This is a genomic window from Brucella tritici (assembly GCF_008932295.1).
Taxonomy (GTDB): Bacteria; Pseudomonadota; Alphaproteobacteria; order Rhizobiales; family Rhizobiaceae; genus Brucella; species Brucella tritici.
In genome coordinates this window covers 1-24,730 of the sequence record NZ_WBWA01000005.1, presented here as the reverse complement: position 1 = coordinate 24,730, position 24,730 = coordinate 1, and the positions used below count along the sequence as shown (strand labels likewise).

Sequence of the window (24,730 nt, the reverse complement as noted above, 5' to 3'; positions counted from 1 at the left end):
AATTAATGAAGGATTTCCAGCCGTATTTCGACCTTGAACAGGGCCTATACTCAGCTTTCGGCAAAATTGCGATGCGAATGTCAAATGATATTCGCACTTGTCATCGTTCAAACGACGCCATAAAAGCAATGAAAGGTTTTGGGTGAACTATCAGAATCGTTTGCCGGTTCTCAAAATGAACTGCAAGGAATGATAGTGAAAACAGCGGCATATTCATTCGCCGCCCCCGATAACCGTCACAGAATTCAGCGGAGATGTGGCTCCCCCGCCCTCCGTTTCTATCGGCCGACTGCGCATCATTACGCGCTGTCGCCAACGCTCGAAAAGAGCAATGAGGTCGGCCCGGCTTTTTCGGGTCATATATGAGGTCGTTTCGTTCGGAACAGCTATGGGTCAAGCAAGACTGACCACTGCAAGCCTGAAGACCGTGATCGCCACGAGGCCATCGCGCGCGGAGGCAGCAGCTTTTATTCCGACGAACCCAGAACCATTCGGCAGATGCAACGCAGTGAGCACGACAGCCCTCAGGGTTTCGTCCGGCGCACGCGTATTGCGTCTTCGCGCCGGCAGGAAAGACAATAATGTCCAACAAAATGCTTATCGATGCCTCCCACCCGGAGGAGACCCGGGTTATCGTCACTCGGGGCAACAAGATTGAAGAATTCGACTTTGAGTCGGAACACAAGAAGCAGCTGAAAGGCAATATCTATCTCGCACGTGTCACCCGCGTCGAACCCTCGCTTCAGGCTGCGTTCGTGGAATATGGCGGCAATCGCCATGGCTTCCTCGCGTTCTCGGAAATCCATCCTGACTACTACCAGATCCCGGTAGCTGATCGTCTTGCGCTGCTCGAAGCGGAAGCCAAAGCCGCACGCGCGGAAGACGATGAAGACGAACCACGCGCCAAGAGCGAGCGCAGCGACCGGAACGATCGCTCGCGCCGCAACCGTCGTCGCGGTCGTCGTGACGGCCAGAATGGCGACGCGCAGGCCAATGCCGCCGACAAGGGATTGCCAGCGGCTGAGCCTGTCGGCCCGGCTTTTGAGAATTACGTGCCCGGCACACCGGCCATTGCCCTTTCTCAGAAAAGCGATGTGATCTCCGAAGCCATCGATAACGGCGACGAGGACGACATCGAACATGAAGAGGACATGGTTGAATCTGTTGGTTCGGAAGATGCACTTGAAGAGCTTCCGACGCCTGCCCGTACCAATCGTCGCCAGTACAATATTCAGGAAGTGATCAAGCGTCGCCAGATTCTTCTGGTGCAGGTGGTCAAGGAAGAGCGCGGCAACAAGGGCGCAGCTCTCACGACCTATCTTTCGCTTGCCGGACGCTATTCGGTACTGATGCCTAACACGGCACGGGGCGGCGGCATTTCGCGCAAGATCACCAATCCGCAGGACCGCAAGCGCCTCAAGGAAATCGTCAAGGAACTCGAAGTGCCGCAGGGCATGGGCGTGATCCTGCGTACGGCTGGCGCAAACCGCACCAAGGCGGAAGTCAAGCGCGACTATGAATATCTGATGCGTCTTTGGGAAAATGTACGCTCACTGACGCTGCAATCGACGGCGCCCGCCCTCGTCTATGAAGAAGGCAGCCTGATCAAGCGGTCGATCCGTGATCTTTATAACAAGGACATCTCGGAAATCCTCGTTTCCGGTGAAAACGGCTACCGTGAGGCCAAAGACTTCATGCGCATGCTCATGCCGAGCCATGCGAAGGTCGTCCAGCCTTACCGCGAACAGGTCCCGATCTTCACGCGCAACGGCGTGGAAGCACAGCTCGACCGCATGTTGCTGCCACAGGTCACGCTCAAATCAGGTGGCTACCTGATCATCAACCAGACGGAAGCGCTTGTTGCCATCGACGTCAACTCTGGCCGGTCAACGCGTGAACATTCGATTGAGGACACGGCGCTGCAGACCAATCTGGAGGCAGCAGAAGAAGTCGCACGCCAGCTTCGCCTGCGCGACCTCGCCGGTCTGATCGTCGTCGACTTCATCGACATGGAAGAAAAGCGCAACAATCGCGCTGTCGAAAAGAAGATGAAGGACTGCCTGAAGGATGATCGCGCGCGCATCCAGGTGGGCCGTATCTCGCATTTCGGTCTTCTGGAAATGTCACGCCAGCGTATCCGTGCATCCGTACTGGAAAGCACGATGCAGGTCTGCCCGCATTGCGGCGGCACCGGCCATATCCGCTCGGATTCCTCCATGGCGCTGCATATTATTCGCGGCATCGAGGATTATCTGCTGCGTCACTCCGGTTTCGACATTCATGTCCGCACACCGGCTGCCTCGGCGCTTTATGTTCTCAATCACAAGCGCCAGCTTCTTGCCGATCTGGAAGGGCGTTTTGGTGTAGAGATCAGCATCGACGCCGACGAGAGCGTCGGCCACCAGCATTTCGTCATCGACAAGGGCGCGCCGTCGACACGGCCGATTATCCAGCCTCCGGTTCAGCCGATGGCCTATATCGAGGACGACATCGAAGATCCGGAAATCCCGGTCGATGAGGACGAAGCCGAAGAAGAAACGACGGCAGACGTTCAGGCTCGCGAAGATCGTGGTGACGAAGGTGATCGCAAGCGCCGTCGCCGTCGTCGCCGTCGCGGTGGTCGTGATCGCGAGAACCCGGAACAGGCTGCAAAGACCGATTCCGTTTCGGAAGATGCCTCCGACGAAGATGATGACGCCGATGACGCGCAGGATTCATCGTCTAATGCTTCGCTGAGCGAAGAAGATCGCCGTAAGAAGCGTCGCCGCGGTCGCCGGGGTGGACGCAAGAACCGTCGTGACGACGAACCGCGTACACGCAAGGTTCCTGATCCGGAATTCGTCGGTTATACGCCGGTTCTGCCGGTCAAGGCCAAGGAAGCTGTTGTCGAAACAGTGGCAGCGGTGGAACAAACGGCTGACGTCGCTGAAGCTGTAGTTCCGGTTACCGAAGCAGCAGTCGAGGAAAAGCCCGCCAAGCCCGCCCGTAAGCCTCGCGCTCGCAAGTCTGCGAAGACTGAGGAAGCGGCTGAGGACGTCGTCGCTGCTGAAGCAGAGGAAAAGCCTGCCAAGCCTGCTCGCAAGACCCGTAGCCGTAAGAAGGCAGCCGAAGAAGCTCCTGCCGAGCCGGTAGTGGTCGCTGACGAACCTGAAGCGGAAACCGAGAAGCCGAAGCGGCGTACTCGCAGAGCTGCTGCGAAACCGGCGGTTGAAGTCGAAGAGACAGTTGCAGTCGAAGCAGAAGTGACGACAATTGCCGAGCCGCAGAAAAGCGCTGAGCCCGTTGTGACTTCGAGCGAGAGCGAAGACCAGAAGCCCAAGCGCGCTGGCTGGTGGCAGAAGAAGGGTTTCTTCTGAGACCCGTTTCATGATTGAAATGAAAAAACCGGCGGAAACGCCGGTTTTTCTTTATCTTTTAATACTGTAAATGGTTTGAAGGAGCCTGCTCAGGCTTTCTGCTGTGGCAACCAGCCTTCCAGGCGACGGACGGCTTCTTCCATTTCCTCAATCTTTCCAGCATAGGAAAAGCGCATCGTTCGATGCCCGTCCAGCGGGTCAAAATCCCGTCCCGGCGTCGCAGCAATATTGATTTCAGCAATCATCCGGCGGGCAAATTCCATGCTGTCGTTGGTAAAGCGCGAAACGTCACAATAGGCATAGAATGCACCGTCCATTGGTGCGGCCAGGCTGAGACCTATACGTGGAAGATGGTCCAGCAGGATGCGCCTGTTCTTGCGATAGCGATCCTTTACCCGCTCAAGTTCTGTCGTTGCATGGAAGGCTTCGATGGCAGCGCGCTGCGAAAGCTCCGGCGCAGAGATATAAAGGCTCTGGCTCAGTCGTTCGATTGCGCGGATATCGCTTTCAGGCAAAACCATCCAGCCAATACGCCAGCCGGTCATGCAGTAATATTTGGAAAATGAGTTGATGATCGTCACATCATTGGAAATCTCCAACGCTGTGACGTCGTCCGTCTCATAGGAAAGCCGGTGATAGATTTCGTCCGAGATGACCCGGATGCCCAGATCTCGGGCTGTTTCGATGATTGCCTTCAGTTCCGGCTTGTCGATGACCGCCCCGGTCGGATTGGCCGGACTTGCAAACAATACGCCTTTCAACGGCTTTTCAACATGTGCCGCTGCAAGCGCCTCGGCAGTCAATGACGCCGACGTTCCATTGCCCGTCGGTATTTCCACGACCTCGAGGCCTAGTGCCGTCAATATATTGCGATAGGCAGGATAGCCCGGGCGTGTAATAGCAACCCGGTCGCCCGGATCGAAATAGACCACAAAGGCCAGATTGAAGGCAGCGGAGGAGCCGGTTGTGACCGCAATGCGTTCCGGCGAAACCGAAACACCGTAATGATCGGCATAATGCGCAGCAATCGCCTCTCTCAGTTCAATCAGTCCCAAAGCGTCGGTGTAACCGATGCGACCATCCTTCAAGGCACGTTCAGCAGCTTGTCGAACGACTTCCGGTGCCGGGTCGGCAGGCTGGCCTACCGCCATGGAAATGATTGGATGGCCGGCTGCGCGACGACGATTAGCCTCTGCCAGAACATCCATGGCATGGAAGGGCTCGACCGCGCTGCGGCTGGAAAGAGTGACCAACTTTACCTCCAGAAAATTGCGAGTTTCGCATTCTACATCCGCCGTATAATCGCCGGATTGGTAAAGCAACAGCACCTTTCGAGAAAATACGACCAAATTCCGAGATGGAGATTATCTCTCGCCTGCCTATCGATGATTGAATGCAAAGGCTATAAGATTCGTGCCGGTTTGAAGAAGGAAGAACAACACGATGGGGACGATGACTACACCATTCCCACCCAGAAGATTTTCTTTCCATAGTTTGGTTCGCCGTTCGGTTGCGGTGGCAGCCGCGATGTCCATAGCCGTTACCAGTGCCCTGCCCGCATTCGCGCAGTCGCGCGGCGGTGGTGTCCCCATCGTGCGCGACGCCGAGATCGAGGCACTCGTCGCCGACTACGCTGCGCCGATCCTCAAGGCTGCAGGTCTGGGTGGTCGCGGCGTTCGCGTTATTCTGGTCAATTCGCAAAGCTTCAACGCCTTTGTCGATGGACGGCGTATTTTCATCAATACAGGCGCGATCATGCAGGCGGAAACGCCCAATGAAATCATTGGCGTGATCGCACACGAATCGGGGCACCTTGCAGGTGGGCATCAGGAACGGTTGCGTGAGCAGTTGAGCCGTGCCCGCAACATGGCAATCATCGGTATGTTACTTGGTGTTGGTGCCGGTGTTGCAGGTGCCGCAAGCGGCAGCGGCAATGCAGCGGGCGCAGGCGCAGGCATCGCCATGGGCTCAAGCGAAGTTGCCATGCGCAGCGTGCTCAACTATCAGCGCACCGAAGAAATGACCGCCGATCGCCTGGCCGTGAACTATCTCAACGCCACCGGGCAGTCGACCAAGGGAATGCTCGATACATTTGAGCGCTTCGCATCAGCCTTGTCGCTTACCGGCACCCAGATCGACCAGTATCGTATCAGCCACCCTCTCCCGCGTGAGCGAATTGCCAATCTGGAAGAACTTGCGAGAAAGAGCCCGTATTTCAACAAAGCCGATTCTCCGGCATTGCAGATGCGGCACGATATGGCGCGTGCCAAAATTGCCGCCTATTCGGGCAATATGGGCGCACTACAGCGCATGTTCCGCAGCAATCCTGGCGGGCTCCCTGCCCGTTATGGCAATGCCATCACAACATTCCTGAATGGTTCAGCCCGCGCTGCGCTGCCGAAGTTTGATGCACTTATCAAGGAACAGCCAAAGAACCCGTATTTCCAGGAAATGCGCGGCGAAGTCCTGCTGAAAGCCAATGATGCGGCAGGCGCAGCAAAGGCTTTCCAGAAGGCAGTTTCGCTCGATCCGCGTAAGTCGCCGTTGCTGCGCATGAGCTATGGGCGCGCCCTTATGCTCACCGGTGCCAAGGCGAACATGCCGACGGCGATCAAGGAGATCAAGGCAGGCATAGCCTCTGATCCGGAGTTTCCAGGAGGCTACGGTTATCTCGCGCAGGCTTATGGCCAGCAAGGTGACATGGCGCTCGCCGACCTCGCAACGGCCGATATGAACTATTATTCTGGCAAGCTTCAGCAGGCCCAGATATTCGCCATCCGTGCGCAAAAGCAGATGAAGCCCCGTTCACCCGAATGGCTTCGCGCGCAGGACATCATTAATGCCAAGAAAAGCAAGTAAGGCAGCATTTTGCGCCTGAAACCGGTATTCTAGACAGATTGGAATTTGGAATGAAGAATGCAGTTTCCATAACAGTTGCCAGCGGCGTTGTAGGCATTGCCGCTCTTGCATTAGGTTATTATGCAGGCACAGCCCGACAGGCTCCGGCCGCCGTGGACAGCCCTGCTGCTTTGGCCCCTGTGGCCCCTCCTGTGGCGATGAACCAGCAGGCCATTGAAAACGTCGTGCGCAATTATCTCATCCAGAATCCTGAACTGATGCTGGAAGTGCAAAGCGCACTTGAAACCAAGCAGGCGCATGCGGCGCAGGAACAGATCAAGCAGGTGCTGACGGCCAATCGCAGCACCCTTTATGATCCCAAGCATGATGCAGTCTTCGGTAATCCAGACGGCGATGTGACGGTCTATGAGTTCTTCGATTACAATTGCGGCTATTGCAAGCGGGCGCTGCCGGACATGGAAGCGATCCTGAAAACCGACAAGAACGTCCGGTTCGTCATGAAAGAATTCCCGATTCTCGGCCCGGATTCGGCCAAGGCGCATATTGTGGCACAGGCATTCAGAGCGCTGATGCCGGAAAAATACGCCGAATTCCATGAAGTGCTTCTGGGCGCGCAGGAGCGTGCAACGGAAGATTCCGCCATCGCCGATGCAGTGAAACTGGGAGCCGATGAAGCACAGCTACGCGACAAGATGAAGGATCCGGCCATCACCGGCGCATTCCAGCAGACCTATCAGCTGGCGCAACAGCTCAATATTACCGGAACGCCATCCTACATCATCGGTGATGAACTGGTTCCCGGCGCGATCGGTGTTGATGGGCTGGTCGAGAGAATCGCGGCAGCGCGCGCTGCAGCGAAAAATTGATCTGGTCGGCCATGGCTTGACTGGTCACTTTTGTGAAACAGTTTATGCCGTGGCATCCAATGTTTATGTTGCGAGAAGAGAAATTGCCGTATTGCCTGCTTATTTTGCAAAGAATAGCGGGAAAAACTGGTACGGCAAAACATCTGCAATGATTTAGAGGGTTTCGGCTTGCGTCCAAGCCCTCTATATGAAATGCGAAGTGTACCGAAATTTCGCGGTAACGCGTTATCAGTCGCGGACGGATATGGCAAAAACGGTTTTTGTTTTGAACGGCCCCAATCTCAACCTTCTCGGTAAACGAGAACCGGGGATATACGGTGTTGCAACGCTCGATAATATCGAGGCGGACTGCAAGCGTGAGGCTGAACAACTCGGACTTGATGTCGATTTCCGTCAGTCCAATTACGAAGGCGATCTGGTGACCTGGATTCAGGAGGCTGGCGATAAAAACGCCTATGTCCTCATCAATCCTGCCGCCTATAGTCACACTTCGGTTGCTATTCATGATGCAATCCGCTCGGCCAAGGTAACGGTCGTGGAAGTGCATCTTTCGAACATTCATGCGCGTGAGGCTTTCCGGCATCACTCCTATGTATCCGCAGTCGCCAAAGGCGTTATTTGCGGCTTTGGCGCGGAAGGATATCTGCTCGGTCTGCGCGCGCTTGCGGCAATTGCCAAAGAAGAAGAAAACAACGGGCAAAGCGTTAAAGGGGCCTGATATGTCCAGCAAAAATTCCGTCATCGACAAGGAAACGATCCGCGACCTGGCGGACATCCTCAACGAAACTGACCTTACCGACATCGAAGTGGAACACGGCGATCTGCGTATCCGCGTTTCGCGCAAGGTCACGGTTCAGGCCGCAGCGACAGTTATGCCTGCCGCAGCCCCTGTTGTTACTGCAGCTGCGCCAGTTGCTGCAGCCGCCGAACCAACCAAGGCTGATCTGTCGAAGAACGCCGTTCCGTCGCCGATGGTTGGCACCGCCTATCTCGCTCCGGCTCCGGGCGCCCGCAACTTCATCGAAGTTGGCGCACAGGTAAAGGAAGGTCAGACGCTTCTCATCATCGAAGCCATGAAGACCATGAACCAGATTCCAGCCCCGCGCGCTGGTACGGTCAAGGCCATCCTCATCGAAGACGCTCAGCCGGTTGAATTCGGTGAGCCGCTCGTCGTAATCGAATAAGACAGCAGATTACGGCTTATTCAATGAACGGGCAGCAAAGCGCAATGTTTCAAAAGATACTCATAGCCAATCGTGGCGAAATCGCTCTTCGCGTGCTCAGGGCTTGTAAGGAACTGGGCATCAAGACCGTCGCCGTTCACTCCACGGCAGACGCCGACGCGATGCATGTGCGTCTGGCAGACGAAAGCGTCTGCATTGGACCGCCGCCGTCGCGCGACAGCTATCTGAACATCCATCAGATCGTTGCTGCATGCGAGATCACTGGTGCCGACGCAATCCATCCGGGTTACGGCTTCCTGTCGGAGAACGCCAAGTTCGCGGAAATTCTTGAAGCGCACGGCATCACCTTCATCGGCCCCACCGCTTCGCATATCCGCATCATGGGCGACAAGATTGAAGCCAAACGCACTGCAAAGCGCCTTGGCATTCCAGTCGTTCCGGGCTCGGACGGCGGCGTGACGGATGACGTCGAAGCTGCACGCATCGCGAAGGAAATCGGTTATCCGGTCATCATCAAGGCTTCTGCCGGTGGTGGCGGACGCGGCATGAAGGTTGCCCGCACCGAGGACGATCTTTCGGTGGCACTTGCAACGGCTCGTACGGAAGCCGGTGCAGCCTTTGGTGACGATGCGGTCTATATCGAGAAATATCTCGAAAAGCCGCGCCATATCGAAGTTCAGGTCATGGGCGATGGCGCAGGCAATGCCATCCATCTGGGCGAACGCGACTGCTCGTTGCAGCGCCGCCACCAGAAGGTTTGGGAAGAAGCCAATTCACCGGCGCTCAACGCCGAAGCACGCGACAAGATCGGCATGGTTTGCGCCAACGCCTGTGCGGAATTGGGTTATCGCGGTGCGGGAACGATCGAGTTCCTGTATGAAGACGGCGAATTCTATTTCATCGAAATGAACACGCGCCTTCAGGTGGAACATCCGATTACGGAAGCCATCACGGGCATCGATCTCGTTCACGAGCAGATTCGCGTTGCAGCCGGTCTCGGCCTGTCGGTAAAGCAGAAGGATATCCGCTTCTCTGGCCATGCCATTGAATGCCGTATCAACGCTGAAGATCCGCTGACATTTGCGCCTTCGCCGGGGCTGATCACGCATTATCATACGCCGGGTGGCCTCGGCATCCGCGTGGATTCGGGCGTTTATTCCGGCTATCGCATTCCGCCTTACTATGACAGCCTTATCGGCAAGCTCATCGTGCATGGTCGCAATCGCGTCGAATGCATGATGCGTCTGCGCCGCGCGCTGGACGAGTTCGTGGTCGATGGCGTGAAAACCACTCTCCCGCTTTTCCAGGACCTGATTGCAAATCAGGATATTGCCAACGGCGATTACGACATTCATTGGCTGGAAAAATATCTGGCCAAGAAAACCAAGGGCGAAAGCGCCTGACGAAAATGACCGCAGGAGTGTCCCCGGACGACTATTCAATCGAACCGGAGTTGCTCCTGCGGGCCTATGCCACGGGAATATTTCCCATGGCTGAAGAAGCCGACGATCCCGAAGTCTTCTGGGTTCGTCCCGAGAGGCGCGGTGTCATACCCCTCGATGGCTTCCACCTACCGAAAAGCCTCCAGAAAACCATTCGCCAGGGCATTTTTGATATAAGGCTCGACAGCGATTTTGATGGCGTGATCGAAGGTTGTGCCAGCGGAACCGGCGAACGCGCGCGTACATGGATCAACGGTCCAATCCGCGAAGCCTATAAGGAATTGTTCGAGATCGGACATTGCCACACGGTTGAAGCCTGGCATGACGGACAGCTCGTCGGTGGGCTTTATGGCGTCACACTCGGACGCGCCTTCTTTGGTGAGAGCATGTTCACCCGCAAGCGAGATGCTTCAAAGGTCTGCCTCGCCTATCTGGTCCAGCATCTGGTCAGCCGAGGCTTCGTACTTCTCGACACGCAGTTCACCACGCCACATCTCGAAAGATTCGGCGCTGTGGAAGTTCCACGGAAAAAATATGAAAAACTGCTGGAAAACGCACTCGACGGAATCGCGCGTTTCTAACGCGCATCTTATCCGAAAACCGTTTCACACGTTTCGGGATGCGCTCTAGTGTGGTGGATTTGAATCCGAAATTCGTATCACTCTGGAGCGGGGTTGCGAACGAATTTCGGATTCAAATCCACCACACTAGTTGCGCTGATCCGGCGGCGGCACTTCCGACTTCTGCTTGCAGTCCTTCAGCCAGACGTCATAGATCGGATGCTCGACAGCATTGAGACCCGGACTATCGGCAAACATCCAGCCAGTAAAGATACGGCGAATCTTTCGATCCAGCGTGATTTCATCCACTTCAACGAAGCCATCCGTGCGCGGCGCTTCATTCTCCGTGCGCGAATAGCAGACTTTCGGCGTTACCTGAAGCGCACCAAACTGGACCGTCTCATTGATATAGACATCGAATGTCGTGATGCGTCCGGTGATTTTATCGAGACCCGAGAACTCAGCAACCGGATTGGTGATGCGTTCGGCCATGGCTGTCTGAAAGCTGCTGGTGGTCGCAATCAATGAAATCAGGGCGATTTGAACAGCCCTTTTGATCGAGTTTTTCCCGTTGCCAGCCGTGCCGTGAGATTGCTTCGTCAAAACGGAAATCCGCATCCAAAGGGTTTAAATTAAGCAGGAACAATTCCTAAGCATGAAATGTGACGATTCGTTGCCCTGTCGCAAGCCGCAATACAGCCATCGGCATGAAGCAAGCCGTCTATCCTCAAACCTTTTCTGCAATAGCGTCAAAAGGCGGACATATAAGAAATCCGGCGCGGATTAACGCGCCGGACAAAAATCAAAACCGATTATCAGTTGCCCGGTGTCCAGGCATCGTATTCGCCGGTCACGCGCGGACGCTCCGCAGGTTCCGTACCCGGACGAGCAATAGCGCCTTTCGGACGGTAAGCCAGCGGAGAACCGGTCAGGTTCTGCAGGTGCGGCTTCTGCCAGTCACGTGGCTTGTAGTCTTCCTTGGTAGGCGGCGTGTCGACGCGATGATGCATCCAGCCATGCCAACCGGGAGGAATAGCGCTTGCTTCCGCATAGCCATTGAAGATTACCCAGCGACGCGTGCGACCTTCGGAGTCCTTGCCACCCTGATAATAGATATTGCCGAACTCGTCTTCACCGACGCGCTCGCCCTTGCGCCACGTATGAAACCGCGTGCCGAGCGTCTGGCCGTTCCACCAGGTGAAAACTTGCGTAATAAATTTCTTCATGACCTATTCCAGATCCATTATTGCCACAGGTGACCGAAACCACCGGGTTTTCTTGCTTATGGCCCTATCGACCGGCCATGGCAAGGGTCAAGTTGCCGCTGTCACAAGAGTATGATGAGCCCAAAACGCGACGCGCTTCAGGCTTCTACATGCCCACATGTCTTAATCCCCAAACCGGTCTCCACTTTGGGAGATATGCTTTACATATTCCAGCTCTCGAGCGACTTTTCCATCACCAGCACCGGCTCCTTGCAATTGGGATCACCCCAATCTTCATTGCGGCCGACTTTGGCATAGCCCTTGCGCTCGTAGAAGTTCACAGCTTTGGCGTTTCTCTCGATCACTTCAAGCTTCATCGTACGAACGTCGGGAAAAGCCATCTCTATTTCAGCGAGAAGCATCGTCCCGATACCCTGAACCTGTGTGTCGGGACGAACATAAAGCTGATGCAGCGAAGCCTTGCCTTCTTCCGACTGGCTGGCAAAAGCCATGCCGTCAATGCCGCCATTGCCGTTATCGGCAACGATGAATTCAGAATAGGGCTTCTTCAGATTGGCCTTCAGAACACCAATGCTGTGCCATTGGGCGGTAACGGCATCCACCGTTTCCCGCCCAAGGATGTCATCAAAGGTCGCGTGCCAGGTCGAGACAAGCAGCTCGTGCACTGCCTTGAGATCAGCCTCCGTCGCACTTCTGACCCACATCACTCTTCAATCCCGAGCTTGGCCTTGACCAGTTCATTGACAGATTGCGGGTTGGCTTTACCGCCGGTCGCCCTCATGACCTGACCGACAAACCAGCCGGCCAGTGTCGGCTTGGCTTTTGCCTGCTCCACCTTTTCCGGATTGGCCGCAATGACGTCGTCCACAGCCTTCTCAATGGCACCGGTGTCCGTGACCTGCTTCATGCCACGTTCTTCAACGAGTTTCTTCGGATCGCCACCCTCATTCCAGACGATCTCGAAAAGATCCTTGGCGATCTTGCCGGAAATCGTGCCTTCCTTGATGAGGTCGATGACAGCACCAAGCTGTTCGGGGCTGACCGGTGATTCCTCAATGTCCTTGCCAGCCTTGTTCAGCGCGCCAAGGAGGTCGTTGATGACCCAGTTCGCTGCGGCCTTGCCGTCACGACCGGCAGCAACGGCTTCATAATAATCAGCAATAGCCTTCTCGGTAACGAGAATCGATGCATCATAGATCGAGATACCCTGCTTCTCGACGAGGCGCTGCTTCTTGACGTCCGGCAGTTCCGGCAGGTCCACTGCCAGCGCATCCACGAATGCCTGGTCGAACTCGAGTGGCAGAAGGTCCGGATCAGGGAAATAGCGATAGTCATGCGCTTCTTCCTTGGAGCGCATGGACCGGGTTTCACCCTTTACCGGATCGAACAGGCGTGTTTCCTGATCGATGGAGCCACCGTCCTCGAGAATGGCAATCTGGCGGCGAGCCTCATATTCAATTGCCTGACCGACGAAGCGGATCGAATTGACGTTCTTGATTTCGCAACGTGTACCGAATTCACCGCCCGGACGGCGCACGGAGACATTCACGTCGGCGCGCATCGAGCCTTCATCCATGTTGCCGTCGCACGTGCCGAGATAGCGGACAATCGTGCGCAACTTGGTCAGATAAGCGCGTGCTTCATCGGAGGAACGCAAGTCCGGCTTCGACACGATTTCCATCAAGGCTACGCCAGAACGGTTCAGGTCCACATAGGACATGGTCGGATGTTGGTCGTGCATGGACTTGCCTGCATCCTGTTCCAGATGCAGGCGTTCGATGCCGATTTCCACGTCTTCGAACTGGCCCTTATTGTCCGGGCCGACCGAAATCATGATCTTGCCTTCGCCAACGATTGGCTGCTTGAACTGCGAAATCTGATAGCCCTGCGGCAGATCGGGATAGAAATAATTCTTGCGATCGAAAACCGACTTCAAATTAATCTGAGCGTTGAGCCCAATGCCCGTGCGAACCGCCTGCTTGACGCATTCCAGATTGATGACCGGCAGCATGCCCGGCATGGCAGCATCAACCAGAGAAACATTCGAATTAGGCTCTGCGCCGAACGAGGTGGAAGCGCCGGAAAACAGCTTCGATTCTGACGTGACCTGCGCATGGACTTCCATGCCGATGACGACTTCCCAGTCGCCGGTCGCGCCGGAGATAAAGCGTTTGGGTTCAGGTATACGCGTATCGATTAGGGACATTACTGGCTCGACAATACTGTGATTGGGCTGAAACTGATTGTTGTATTGGCTAGAGCAAAGCCCCACCGGATGCAAGCTTTTCAGCCACCATTTCCATGATCGCAAAACGAAAAGGCCGCGCTATGCGCGGCCTTTCCGAATTCATGCTGGGAGCAAAGATCAAGCCTCTTCGGACTTGCCTTCGTCAGCCTTCTTCTTAGGAGCGGCCTTCTTCTTCGCTGCAGCCTTCTTGGCAGGCTTTGCTTCCGAAGCTGCATCTTCGTCTTCAGCCGTCAGCTCTTCCTTCGAAACCTTCTTGTCGGTCACGTTGATATTGGCGAGCAGATGGTCAACGACCTTTTCTTCAAAGATCGGAGCGCGAAGGTTGGCAACGGCATCCGGCGTCTTGCGCAGGAATTCGTAGATTTCCTTTTCCTGGCCCGGATAGCGACGAACCTGATCGTAAACAGCGCGCTGCAGTTCTTCTTCAGAAACCTCAACGCCAGCCTTTTCGCCGATTTCCGACAGAACCAGACCGAGGCGCACGCGACGCTCAGCAAGCTTGCGATATTCTTCGCGAGCGGCTTCTTCAGTGGTTTCTTCGTCTTCGAACGTGCGGCCAGCCTGCTGCAGGTCGAAGTTGATCTGCTGCCAGATGTTGTTGAACTCGGCGTCAACAAGCTTCTGCGGCGTTTCAAACTGATAGTCGCCGTCCAGAGCGTCGAGAATCTGACGCTTTACCTTCTGGCGGGTGATCTGGCCGTACTGGCTTTCGATCTGTTCACGAACGACCTGACGCAGACGCTCAAGCGATTCGATGCCGAGCTTCTTTGCAGTTTCGTCATCGAGGACCAGTTCGTTCGGCTTGGCAACTTCCTTGACCTTGATGTCGAAGGTAGCTTCCTTGCCAGCCAGATGGGCAGCGCCGTACTCAGCAGGGAAAGTTACGTTGATAACCTTCTCGTCGCCAGCCTTGACGCCAACGAGCTGCTCTTCGAAGCCAGGAATGAACTGGCCGGAACCGAGAACGAGCTGTGCGTCATTGTCCGCGCCGCCGTCGAACGGCTCGCCGTCGAGCTTGCCCAGATAGTCGATCGTAACGCGATCTTCGTTTTCGGCCTTGCCCTTCTTGGTTTCGAAGGTGCGGGTCGACGAAGCGATGCGCTTGACCTGATCGTCAACTTCCTCATCGGAAATATCGACGACTTCACGGGTAACAGCGATCTTCGAGAAGTCCTTGACTTCGATTGCCGGCAGAACTTCGTAGTTAAGCGAAAAAACGAAATCGGCCTTGCCGTCGAGAACCTGTTCGGCCTCTTTTTCGTCTTCCGACATGATGACTTCAGGCTGTGTAGCCGACTTTTCGTTACGTTCAGCAAGAAGCGAACGCGACGAGTCATTGAGGATTTCGTTGACGATTTCCGCCATGAAGGACTTGCCGTACATCTTGCGGAGGTGAGCCGCAGGCACCTTGCCCGGACGGAAACCGTTGATCTTGGCGCGGTCACGCGCAGTTTCCAGCCGCTCTGCGAGCTTGGCTTCGAGGTCCTTGGCCGGAACCACGACTTTGATCTCGCGCTTCAGCCCTTCATTGAGCGTTTCGGTAACCTGCATGTTCAAACCTTCACTTCTTGTCATTGTCCCGCCGTTACCGGCCTGTTTGCCTTGTCGCGGGAGAGAAATTCTTTTGCCTTATGGCAGTTGGTGCGGATGGAGGGACTCGAACCCCCACGGTCTCCCGCCAGAACCTAAATCTGGTGCGTCTACCAATTTCGCCACATCCGCTTCTGAACCGATGTACATTCCTCAGAAGGCACCATAATTCGTCTCAGATATTGAACCGCCCCTCGAAAGCGCGCGTCTCTATATCATCCAATTTTCCCGGTTCAAAGGAAAAAAGCCGCCTGCCCTGCATAGATTTACAAGGTTCGATCAGGCTGAGCTCTTCCTGCCCTTTCCGTCTCTATATAGCGATCCTGTCGCGTCAGCCAACCCTTTTGAAACAGTGCGTGATGACAGGATCAATAAAGAGGCTCCTGATAGAGCTGCCTTCCGTCTTCCTGCAGGGCCTTAATGACCGGCATTCCCTTCGGATCAACCGCCACAATGGCGGTAATCCGCCGCTCCCGCTGGCTGTCTTCAATCGCGCGTCCCTGCCCCTCGGGTACATAATATCGTTCAATGCCGAAATTGAGACGGATATTCGATTCCGGATCATCGAATATGGAATAGGCCGCCTCGCCCCGAATCTGCACTTCGCCCGCAGCAAGTTCTGAAAGCGGAACGAATGAGGCGCGTGAGAACCGTGCTATCCCGTCTGCATCGGGTTTCACTGCCACATAGACGATTTGCGAACCGGCAGGACGCTCACCTTGTATGTTCTTTCGGGACAGACTGGAAATTTCGTAACCCAGAACAACGTAATCGCCGCGCATCAGGTCGCGCGGGTCGAAAGGTTCCGTCTGCAGCGTCACTTCCGAGCCTGAGCGCAGGACAGAGGCGCGTTTTTCTATGCCTGCATAAAGAATGCCGGTTTGCAGCAATGCAGTGATGGTCGCCCCGACATAGAGCCATTTGAATCGAATAGTCATGGTCGGGCCTCCACGCTGCTCGTCTTTCCAAAGCGGTTCTCCATGCGTCGCACAAAAGCAGCCAGCAGCAGCACGAGAATACCCGCAGTCAGGAAAAACCCGGATGTTCCGATCATGGTGCCGACCGTCTCAAAAGCCAGATAGAGTACCTGGATCGAAAATGCGGCATAGGCGATGGAGCGCAGGCCGCCATTATTTCGACCAGCCACAGCAATCGCCCCGATCGCTAGCGCCAATATGAAGATACTATATAATATGTCGCGGTCCAGACTTGCACTAACGTTGGAATAGGAGACCATCTGGTTGATCTGAAGCGTGACAAGCGCCAGCAATGCGAGAGCCAAGCCGTATGCCGCAAGCGGATGAGCGAAGCGGGTCAGTCTCTCCACCGTGGCATGGGCAAAACCGTCAGCCAGAATCAGGCCGATTCCCACGATCAGCATAAGCACCAGCACCGTATTGCTCTCATGTTCCGCATAGACGAGCAGAGCCCAGCCGATGGAGAACATGGCCCACAGATGTGCTGCATGTCGCGAGCGTGTGAACAAGGCCGCCGCAGCGCCGAACAGCAAAAGCAACGGGCCAATCCAGCGATAGGTCACATCGTCGTAGGACGAGGTATCAAACACATAGGTCGAAAGATAAAAGCAGGCAACACCCGCGCCGAACGCCGCCAGTACCGGCGCACGTAGAAGAAAAGCCGAAACCAGAACGCCGCCAGACCAATAGATTGCGGCAGAGTGGATATCGCCGGACAAATGATACATTTGCCCTACAAGCGCCAGCCCTGCTCCAAATGACGCAGCTCCTACAATATAGAGTGTCGCCGGGAACAACTTGTCACCACGAGACTGCCGCCAGGCCCCACCGAGATAGCTCACCCATATCAGAACGAATATAAGGCCGATGCGCATAAGGCGTGGCATTTCCTGCCAGTTCGCGGCAACCAGCATGATAACGGCTGCGCCGAGAAGCAGCCCGCCAAGCGCGGCTAGAACAGAACCGAGGCTGAAGACCGAAGCGCGTTTTTCAAGGTCGGCATTCAGTTTCGATGCTGTTTCCGCATCGATCAGACCGTCCCGCTGCCATCTCTCGATCAGGCGTTCAACAGAAATGGAAAATGACAAATTAGCTCCTGGTCATTCTGTCAGTTGTTGCTGTCGCAACCGTAAGCGGTTGAGAACATATAGGAAACTGTGATGCCGGCAAAGAGTGCATCAAATCGCTTTGCGGCAATTTTGTGCCCAACCAGTCTAATCGATTTAACCTGTCGTGCAGAACCCGCAGAGCAGCTATGCAAACTCGGGTCTGCAACCTGCGAAAACAATAGCTTATATCATGGGCAACAAACGAGATGAATTGAACAGAACTCCAGTTCCTCAACGATGAAGGAATAGCACGATGAACCTCCTCCGCTCTTACAACAACTGGCGCCGTTACCGCGACACCGTCAATGAACTCAGCCAGCTCTCCACCCGTGAGCTGAACGATCTTGGCATCTCCCGCGCGGACATCCCGTTCGTGGCTCGCCAGACCAAAGCCCGTTAAAGACCAGGGCTCGCTAATTCAACGAGCTTTAAAGTTTCTCCAAGTCTGGATCCTCCTCCCACCAGACCTGGTTCATCGCAGAGCCATCCTCCTCCCAGGTTTTGCGATAACAAGGCCGGTTCTCGTCCTCCCAATGCCGGTCTTACCATAATGGCATCCGTCGCTCCTCCTCCCGCGACGGATGCCATTTCTTTTTGCGGCATGATTCCCATCCTTGGCGAGCCTTCTCCATTGAAGGCGTTCAGCAAAGGCGATAAGGGAATGGCCCATGTTAAACACATCCGATCTTTCTCCCGTTCACGTCGTCGGCGGCGGCCTTGCCGGTTCTGAAGCTGCATGGCAGCTCGCGCAGGCGGGCGTGCCCGTCATATTGCACGAAATGCGTCCCGTGCGCGGCACCGATGCCCACAAGACCGAGCAGCTTGCCGAGCTCGTCTGTTCCAACTCTTTCCGCTCGGATGATGCCGAAACCAATGCCGTCGGCGTTCTTCACGCCGAAATGCGCCTTGCCGGATCGCTCATCATGGCGTGCGCCGATGCCCATCAGGTCCCGGCCGGTGGCGCATTGGCTGTCGACCGCGAAGGCTTTTCACAGGCCGTCACTGCCAAGCTTGAAGCCCATCCACTGATTACAATTGTTCGGGAAGAAGTGACCGGTCTTCCGCCAGAGGAATGGGGAACGACCATCGTTGCCACCGGACCTCTGACCGCGCCTTCACTGGCTGAAGCCATCCAGGCGCAGACCGGTGCTGATGCTCTGGCCTTCTTTGATGCCATTGCTCCGATCATCCATTTTGATTCGATCAATATGGATGTCTGCTGGTTCCAGTCGCGCTATGACAAGGTTGGCCCCGGCGGCACCGGAAAGGACTATATCAACTGCCCCATGGACAAGGAACAGTATGAGGCGTTCGTGGCCGCATTGGTCGAAGGCGACAAGACCGACTTCAAGGAATGGGAAGGCACACCCTATTTCGATGGTTGCCTGCCGATCGAAGTGATGGCCGAACGCGGGCCGGAAACCTTGCGTCATGGCCCGATGAAGCCGATGGGCCTCACCAATGCCCATAATCCGACTGTAAAGGCTTATGCCGTCGTGCAGCTCCGCCAGGACAATGCGCTCGGCACGCTCTACAATATGGTCGGCTTCCAGACGAAGCTGAAATACGGCTCCCAGACCGGCATCTTCAAGATGATTCCGGGCCTGGAAAATGCGGAATTCGCACGTCTCGGTGGTCTTCATCGCAACACATACCTGAATTCTCCCGTGCTGCTCGACGGCACGCTTCGCCTGAAATCACGCGAAACATTGCGCTTTGCCGGTCAGGTGACAGGCTGTGAAGGCTATGTCGAATCATCAGCCATCGGCTTGCTGGCAGGTCGTTTCACCGCAGCAGAAAAGTTGGGGCAAACGCCGACGCCACCGCCGGGAACAACTGCATTTGGCGCCCTGCTCGGTCATATTACAGGTGGACACATCGTTGCCGACGATGAGCCGGGCAAGCGTTCGTTCCAGCCAATGAATGTGAATTTCGGCCTGTTCCCGCCGGTCGATGTTCCAAAGCCGGAAGGCAAGCGTCTGCGCGGCAAGGAAAAGACTGTTGCCAAGAAGCAAGCGCTTTCCGTACGTGCTCTGGCTGATTGCCGTCAATGGCTGGGCTCGGGGCTAGGATCGGCTGAGTGATATTGCGATGGGCTTCGTTCGATTGAACTAAAGCCCATCGGCTCTGCCTGCTCAGAAATTGGCTCTAAACATGAGCCATTGCTTTCGAATGGCAGAAATGTCCGCCACCTTTTCCGCAGCCTGCGCGCCCAGGCGCTCGATTGCTCGCAGATAGGCTGGAGCCAGCGCCAAAGGCAGAAACGCCGGAGCGAGGCTCTTCGGCAACTCTGATTTATTCTTCTCGAAAATTGCCAGATGTTCACGCGCGAAAGCCAGCATGATGCTGATCACGCGCTCGACAGCAGCCTTGTCTTCGCCAGCGATAAATGCCTCGCGCGTCACGCCGACTGCCTGCAACATATCAGCGGGAACATAGAGTTGCCCGCGCTGCCGGTGAATAGGCATAAGGCGAAGCAGGCCTGTCACTGCCTGCGCCACGCCAGCATGGCCGGTTGTTTCCGTCTGTGCCTGCGCGGCATCTCTGTCCAGTATAAAGCCGGCTAACTGAATGATAGCCGATGCGGTTTCACCGCAATAACCTTCCAGATCATTGCGGCTGGGCATCGGGTCATCATAAAGATCGAAGATGCGCACTTCGCAATAATTGTCGAAAGCAGTTCGCGGCAGTTCATATTTTTCAATGGTGCCGATCAGCGCTGCGGCAACGGGATGCGCTTCTGCACTACCCCTCGCCTCGCCGTTGATGAGATCGCGCCACCATTGCAACCGGACTTCACCCGGTAGCGGTTCGTGGACCAGATCACGGATACGCGCAACTTCCGCATTAAACGCATACAACGCAGCCAAACCGCCGCGACGATCCTCCGGTGCATAAAGCACTGAAAGGTAGCGATCCCGGTCAGCTTCGCGTAGCAACGCCAGGCAATGAGCCTCATTTTCGTTCATGATGTCAGTCTACAGCAATCAACGCCGCCGCGACCGCACGATCTTCGGCCAGAAGCACATTATAGGTGCGAACGGCGGCACCTGTACTCATGGGATCAGAAGAAATGCGGTGTTCGCGCAGGATAGCGCGCACGTCTTCTGGAATACGGCGCAGATCCATGCCTGTGCCCACCAGCAGAATTTCAATATCGGATGCCTGCTCAAGGATCATCTTGAGATCGGCTTTGCCCAGTATCGGCGGTGTCGTAGGTTCCCAGCCGTGAATGCCCGAAGGCAGGCAAAGAATGGAGCCGCGATGCGACATTTCGGCAAAACGGAAGCCGCCGTCGCCATAGGCATCAATGGGAGCACGGCCCGGAAAATGGGCCTCGCGTATCTCTATCCCTTTGGCCATTTTCAGCTTTCCAAATTCAGCGATTGCGCCAGTTCATCATCCATTTGATCGCTGGATTCATCCGGCCCGCGCGGCTTGAGGCCGAACTGAACCAGCAATGGAGCGGCGATGAAGATCGATGAATAGCTTGCAACAATAATACCAACACTGAGCGCCAGCGCAAAGCTGCGGATATCCGCGCCACCGAAGGCATAGAGCGGAATATGCGCCAGAAATGTCACAAAGGACGTCAGCAAGGTACGCGACAGTGTCTGGTTGATCGAGGCATCGATGATGGCAGGCAATGGTGCGCTTTTATAGACCCGCAGATTCTCGCGCACGCGGTCGTAAATCACGACCGTATCATTCAACGAGTAACCAATGATCGTCAGGATTGCCGCGACGCTCCACAGATTGAACTCCATGCGAAACACGATGAACATGCCCGCAAGGATGATAACGTCGTGCAAGGTCGACAGCACCGCGCCAAGCGCGAGTTGCCAGCGGAACCGAACCCATACGTAGATAAAGATGCCGATCAGTGACAGAATAACCGCCAGAATACCGGCGCGGGAAAGCTGTTCCGAAACTGTCGGGCCAACGACTTCGACGCGCTGGAACGAATAATCCTGCTCGAACTCTCCACGCAGTTTCACGGCGACGGTTTGTTCGGCATCGTCGCCAACTTCCTGACTGCCTATAATGACAAGGGCAGAGCGCGGGGACTTTGCCGGCAGGACACGGGCGCTTTCGATGTTGAGTTCGGTAAGGCGCTCGGTGATATCCTCAAGGTTGGCGTCGCCGCTACGGGCCTGCAACTCGACCATCGAGCCGCCACGGAAATCAATGCCGTAGTTGAAGCCGATATTGACGAACAATGCGACCACGATGGCGCAGGCCAGTACCGAGATGCCGAGCGTCACGAATTGCAGACGCATGAACGGAATGTGCGTTACAGTCGGAACCAGTTTCAGACGACGCTTCGGCACTTCCTTCGGCTTGGCCGTGCGCACCCACTGCGCGATCAGCAGGCGAGTGAAGGTAAGCGTCGTGAAAAGCGTGGTGCCGATACCAACCGCCACCGTCAGCGCGAAGCCATGAACCGTTCCCGATCCGAGCAGGAACAGAACAAGCGCTGCAATAAGTGTGGTTAGGTTTGCGTCGATGATGGTCGAAAGAGCGCGATAGAAGCCGGATTCCATCGCCTGAACAACAGAATAGCCTTTGCGGCGATCTTCGCGCACGCGCTCATAAATCAGGATGTGGGCGTCAACGGCCAAGCCGATCGTGAGCACCAGACCGGCAATGCTGGCGAGACTGATCGAAGCGCCGATCAGCGAAAGTATGGCTGTCAGGATGATGATGTTGACGGCCAGTGCGATCATGGCGATCACACCAAGGATTCCGTAGGACAAGACCATAAACAGGCCGACGAGCAGTGCCGCAAGCAATGCCGCCAATGCGGCAGCGCTGGCATAGTCTTCGCCCAAAGCCGATGCGATCGTACGTTCTTCCAGAACCGTTACGTTTTGTGGCAGCGCACCGGACCGCAGCACAACCGCCATGTTGTTGGCGGCCTGAAGATCGAAAGCACCTGAAATCTGCAGCTCGTTGGTGTCGAGCTTCTCATCGACAGCGGGCGCGGAAACGATCTGGTTGTCAACGACGATAGCAAAGCTACCACCAACCAGATGCGATGTTGCTTCGGCAAGGCTTTTGCGGCCTGCATCGTCCAACGTCAGTGTGATGAGAGGCTCAGTATCGTCGTCCGACAGCGTCGCCTTGGCGTCAGTCACATTGGCGCCAGTCAGAATCGGCTGCTTCTTGACGAGATAGCCGACCGGCGGATCGTCATAGGAATAAATGATTTCACTGTCAGCCGGTGGCGTGCCACGAATGGCGTCATCCGGCGACATGGTGCTGTCTACAGCCCGGAAAGAGAAGTCGCCGCGAACGCTGAGAATGTCTTTCAGAAGCTGCGCGTCATAGACGCCGGGAACTTCGACCCGAATCTGATTGCGGTTTTCCGCTTCAACAAGAGGTTTGCCATAACCAAGCTCCTCCAGGCGCTGCCGCATGATATTGGCTGTGCTTTCAAGGTCCCCTCGTCCGGAGTTTTGCACCTGCAGAACCAGACGAGAGCCGCCGGAGAGATCAAGCCCGAGGGCGATCTGCTGCTTCGGCAGGAAATTGGGCAGCTTCGCCAACGTTTCACGCGAGAAAAAGTTAGGGGATGCGATGATGAAACTCACGAGAACCGCGAGCCAGATCAGGGCAGATTTCCAGCGTGAAAAATAGAGCATAGAGCAGCAATTCCGTATCAGCTTGGATAGAGCATGCCGGAGTTCACCTGTTGCGAACCGCTCTCCGGCGTCGTGGCACGCGCATCGTATATTAGCGCACACCGAATAATGCGCAGGCCCCGGTTATGGAAATCTTACCGGGGCCTGCGTGTCGTAAAAAGAATTACTTGTTCTTGTTGTCGGCGACGGGTTCGCCCTTCACGCGAACATCCATCAGCGTGCTGCGCATGACGCGAATGCGAACGCCTTCAGCGATTTCGACTTCAAGTTCGTTGTCGTCAACAACCTTCTGTACCTTGCCGACAATGCCGCCGCCGGTCACGACGGTATCGCCGCGACGAACCTGGGTCAGCATTTCCTGACGCTTCTTCATCTGGGTCCGCTGCGGGCGGATAATAAGGAAGTACATGATCACGAAGATCAGGATGAACGGCAGAATGCTCATGAGCATATCTGGTCCAACAGCGCCGCCGGATGCCTGAGCGAAAGCCGGTGTTACGAACATTAGGAACTCCTCTGAAGTCTCGAAGACAAATTATTATCGGCATTACAATGGTTAGCGCGCCAAATGCAACCGGCGATGACCTCGCCTGCGCCAAGGTCGCACACTTTTCGCCTCCGCTGTGACATGTTAAGCCGTTACCCCTATCATCAGGGGCATGAAATGACGACCGAAGACATACTCAGCCAGAAACTGGACCGTTTGATCGCCGCTCTGGAACGCATTGCGCCGCCGGAAGCCAAAACACCCGATCTTGATGCCGCAGACTGCTTTGTCTGGGCTCCCGAACGACTGACCCTGGATCCGGTCAGCCATGTTAACCGAGTGGATATCGCACTGATCCGTGGCGTAGATTTGGTACGTGACCAGCTCGTAGACAATACCCGCCGCTTCGCAAAGGGATTTCCAGCCAATAATGTGCTGCTCTGGGGAGCGCGCGGCATGGGCAAATCCTCGCTCGTCAAGGCTGCGCAGGCCAGCGTGAACGCAGAAATGCCGGACCGCACTCCGCTCAAGCTGATCGAAATTCATCGCGAGGATATCGATAGCCTTCCAACATTGATGAACCTCATCAAGGAAACGGACTATCGCTTCATCCTATTCTGCGACGACCTTTCCTTCGATCATGACGATACGTCGTACAAATCGCTCAAGGCCGCGCTTGAAGGCGGCGTGGAAGGTCGCCCCGGCAATGTGATCTTCTATGCGACGTCGAACCGGCGTCATCTGATGCCGCGTGACATGATCGACAATGAGCGCTCGACGGCAATCAATCCTTCGGAAGCCATTGAGGAAAAAGTATCGCTTTCAGACCGTTTCGGTCTCTGGCTTGGCTTCCACAAATGCAGCCAGGACGATTATCTCGCCATGGTCGACGGCTATGCGGCCTATTTTAAGCTGGCTTACGATCCGGCCAAGATGCACGCCGAAGCGTTGGAATGGTCCACGACACGCGGAAACCGTTCGGGACGTGTTGCATGGCAATATATCCAGGATCTGGCAGGTCGCCTCGGGATTGTCATGTAAAACGATGAACCGAATCGGGTAGGAGGGCATTTTAGGCCCTCCCCCCACACCACCGTACGTACGGTTCCGTATACGGCGGTTCATGAAGCGTAGTGTAGGCGTCGATGTTCCTTCAGGAACGAGATCAGCCCGAGCTTGGT

The 24,730-nt window shown here is 55.6% G+C and carries 23 protein-coding genes and 1 tRNA gene; 10 read left to right on the top strand and 14 right to left on the bottom strand.

Going from position 1 to position 24,730, the window contains the following annotated elements:
* Nucleotides 1-393: 393 nt before the first annotated feature.
* Complete coding sequence (locus F9K91_RS07040) at nucleotides 394-579, bottom strand: hypothetical protein (RefSeq protein WP_151557963.1); 186 nt, start codon at nucleotides 577-579, stop codon at nucleotides 394-396.
* A gap of 2 nt (nucleotides 580-581) precedes the next feature.
* On the opposite strand from F9K91_RS07040, the gene F9K91_RS07035 reads away from it, so the two are divergent.
* Complete coding sequence (locus F9K91_RS07035) at nucleotides 582-3,356, top strand: Rne/Rng family ribonuclease (protein WP_151677511.1); 2,775 nt, start codon at nucleotides 582-584, stop codon at nucleotides 3,354-3,356.
* A gap of 89 nt (nucleotides 3,357-3,445) precedes the next feature.
* Here F9K91_RS07035 and F9K91_RS07030 read toward each other — a convergent pair whose 3' ends face one another.
* Nucleotides 3,446-4,609, bottom strand: coding sequence for a pyridoxal phosphate-dependent aminotransferase (locus F9K91_RS07030; protein ID WP_151651199.1), 1,164 nt, complete (start codon nucleotides 4,607-4,609; stop codon nucleotides 3,446-3,448).
* 190 nt (nucleotides 4,610-4,799) lie between these two features.
* On the opposite strand from F9K91_RS07030, the gene F9K91_RS07020 reads away from it, so the two are divergent.
* From F9K91_RS07020 to aat, 6 genes are all read left to right on the top strand, one after another.
* On the top strand, nucleotides 4,800-6,215 hold the full coding sequence (locus F9K91_RS07020; RefSeq protein ID WP_151557971.1) for a M48 family metalloprotease: 1,416 nt from the start codon (nucleotides 4,800-4,802) through the stop codon (nucleotides 6,213-6,215).
* A gap of 50 nt (nucleotides 6,216-6,265) precedes the next feature.
* Nucleotides 6,266-7,081, top strand: coding sequence for a DsbA family protein (locus tag F9K91_RS07015; protein ID WP_151677510.1), 816 nt, complete (start codon nucleotides 6,266-6,268; stop codon nucleotides 7,079-7,081).
* 244 nt (nucleotides 7,082-7,325) lie between these two features.
* Nucleotides 7,326-7,799: a type II 3-dehydroquinate dehydratase gene (gene aroQ / locus F9K91_RS07005; protein WP_151557977.1), complete on the top strand. Its 474-nt coding sequence runs from the start codon at nucleotides 7,326-7,328 to the stop codon at nucleotides 7,797-7,799.
* Between the two features lies 1 nt (nucleotide 7,800).
* Nucleotides 7,801-8,265, top strand: a complete 465-nt coding sequence (gene accB / locus F9K91_RS07000; protein ID WP_061346402.1) for an acetyl-CoA carboxylase biotin carboxyl carrier protein — start codon at nucleotides 7,801-7,803, stop codon at nucleotides 8,263-8,265.
* A 44-nt stretch (nucleotides 8,266-8,309) separates the two neighbouring features.
* Nucleotides 8,310-9,668 carry an acetyl-CoA carboxylase biotin carboxylase subunit gene (gene accC / locus F9K91_RS06995; RefSeq protein ID WP_081104473.1) on the top strand — a complete coding sequence of 453 codons (1,359 nt, stop codon included), beginning with the start codon at nucleotides 8,310-8,312 and terminating at the stop codon, nucleotides 9,666-9,668.
* A gap of 5 nt (nucleotides 9,669-9,673) precedes the next feature.
* The gene (aat, locus tag F9K91_RS06990) at nucleotides 9,674-10,288 is read left to right on the top strand and encodes a leucyl/phenylalanyl-tRNA--protein transferase (RefSeq protein ID WP_176038505.1); all 615 of its coding nucleotides are present in this window, start codon (nucleotides 9,674-9,676) and stop codon (nucleotides 10,286-10,288) included.
* A gap of 126 nt (nucleotides 10,289-10,414) precedes the next feature.
* Here aat and F9K91_RS06985 read toward each other — a convergent pair whose 3' ends face one another.
* The 8 genes from F9K91_RS06985 to F9K91_RS06950 form a co-directional block, all read right to left on the bottom strand.
* Nucleotides 10,415-10,885 carry a DUF2155 domain-containing protein gene (locus F9K91_RS06985; RefSeq protein ID WP_151557979.1) on the bottom strand — a complete coding sequence of 157 codons (471 nt, stop codon included), beginning with the start codon at nucleotides 10,883-10,885 and terminating at the stop codon, nucleotides 10,415-10,417.
* 197 nt (nucleotides 10,886-11,082) lie between these two features.
* Nucleotides 11,083-11,493 (bottom strand): NADH:ubiquinone oxidoreductase subunit NDUFA12, encoded by a 411-nt coding sequence (locus tag F9K91_RS06980; protein WP_010661260.1) that lies wholly within the window; start codon nucleotides 11,491-11,493, stop codon nucleotides 11,083-11,085.
* Between the two features lie 200 nt (nucleotides 11,494-11,693).
* On the bottom strand, nucleotides 11,694-12,197 hold the full coding sequence (locus tag F9K91_RS06975; protein ID WP_151557981.1) for a GNAT family N-acetyltransferase: 504 nt from the start codon (nucleotides 12,195-12,197) through the stop codon (nucleotides 11,694-11,696).
* Nucleotides 12,197-13,699, bottom strand: a complete 1,503-nt coding sequence (gene gatB / locus F9K91_RS06970; protein ID WP_109987683.1) for an Asp-tRNA(Asn)/Glu-tRNA(Gln) amidotransferase subunit GatB — start codon at nucleotides 13,697-13,699, stop codon at nucleotides 12,197-12,199. Before gatB ends, F9K91_RS06975 begins: the two co-directional genes overlap by 1 nt.
* 159 nt (nucleotides 13,700-13,858) lie before the next feature.
* Nucleotides 13,859-15,292, bottom strand: a complete 1,434-nt coding sequence (gene tig / locus F9K91_RS06965) for a trigger factor (protein WP_268878386.1) — start codon at nucleotides 15,290-15,292, stop codon at nucleotides 13,859-13,861.
* 88 nt (nucleotides 15,293-15,380) lie between these two features.
* A tRNA-Leu gene (locus F9K91_RS06960) sits at nucleotides 15,381-15,463 on the bottom strand.
* Nucleotides 15,464-15,699: 236 nt separating this feature from the next.
* Nucleotides 15,700-16,269 carry a GDYXXLXY domain-containing protein gene (locus F9K91_RS06955; RefSeq protein WP_151557985.1) on the bottom strand — a complete coding sequence of 190 codons (570 nt, stop codon included), beginning with the start codon at nucleotides 16,267-16,269 and terminating at the stop codon, nucleotides 15,700-15,702.
* A complete protein-coding gene (locus tag F9K91_RS06950; RefSeq protein WP_151557987.1) occupies nucleotides 16,266-17,396 on the bottom strand; it encodes a DUF2157 domain-containing protein in 1,131 nt (376 codons plus the stop codon). Before F9K91_RS06950 ends, F9K91_RS06955 begins: the two co-directional genes overlap by 4 nt.
* A 274-nt stretch (nucleotides 17,397-17,670) precedes the next feature.
* Between F9K91_RS06950 and F9K91_RS06945 the strand changes: the two genes are divergently transcribed.
* Nucleotides 17,671-17,817, top strand: a complete 147-nt coding sequence (locus F9K91_RS06945) for a DUF1127 domain-containing protein (RefSeq protein ID WP_006466676.1) — start codon at nucleotides 17,671-17,673, stop codon at nucleotides 17,815-17,817.
* A gap of 268 nt (nucleotides 17,818-18,085) precedes the next feature.
* The gene (gene trmFO / locus F9K91_RS06935; protein WP_151557990.1) at nucleotides 18,086-19,501 is read left to right on the top strand and encodes a methylenetetrahydrofolate--tRNA-(uracil(54)-C(5))-methyltransferase (FADH(2)-oxidizing) TrmFO; all 1,416 of its coding nucleotides are present in this window, start codon (nucleotides 18,086-18,088) and stop codon (nucleotides 19,499-19,501) included.
* A 51-nt stretch (nucleotides 19,502-19,552) separates the two neighbouring features.
* Here trmFO and F9K91_RS06930 read toward each other — a convergent pair whose 3' ends face one another.
* The 4 genes from F9K91_RS06930 to yajC all read right to left on the bottom strand — a co-directional run bounded on the left by F9K91_RS06930 (nucleotide 19,553) and on the right by yajC (nucleotide 23,567).
* Nucleotides 19,553-20,386, bottom strand: a complete 834-nt coding sequence (locus F9K91_RS06930) for a phytoene/squalene synthase family protein (RefSeq protein ID WP_151557992.1) — start codon at nucleotides 20,384-20,386, stop codon at nucleotides 19,553-19,555.
* A gap of 4 nt (nucleotides 20,387-20,390) precedes the next feature.
* Nucleotides 20,391-20,780 (bottom strand): Mth938-like domain-containing protein, encoded by a 390-nt coding sequence (locus F9K91_RS06925; protein ID WP_151557994.1) that lies wholly within the window; start codon nucleotides 20,778-20,780, stop codon nucleotides 20,391-20,393.
* 2 nt (nucleotides 20,781-20,782) lie between these two features.
* Nucleotides 20,783-23,062, bottom strand: coding sequence for a protein translocase subunit SecDF (gene secDF / locus F9K91_RS06920; RefSeq protein ID WP_235912806.1), 2,280 nt, complete (start codon nucleotides 23,060-23,062; stop codon nucleotides 20,783-20,785).
* 163 nt (nucleotides 23,063-23,225) lie between these two features.
* Nucleotides 23,226-23,567, bottom strand: coding sequence for a preprotein translocase subunit YajC (gene yajC / locus F9K91_RS06915; RefSeq protein ID WP_010661250.1), 342 nt, complete (start codon nucleotides 23,565-23,567; stop codon nucleotides 23,226-23,228).
* Nucleotides 23,568-23,726: 159 nt separating this feature from the next.
* Here yajC and F9K91_RS06910 point away from each other — a divergent pair, with 159 nt between their 5' ends.
* Complete coding sequence (locus F9K91_RS06910) at nucleotides 23,727-24,590, top strand: ATP-binding protein (protein ID WP_151557996.1); 864 nt, start codon at nucleotides 23,727-23,729, stop codon at nucleotides 24,588-24,590.
* Nucleotides 24,591-24,730: the final 140 nt, after the last annotated feature.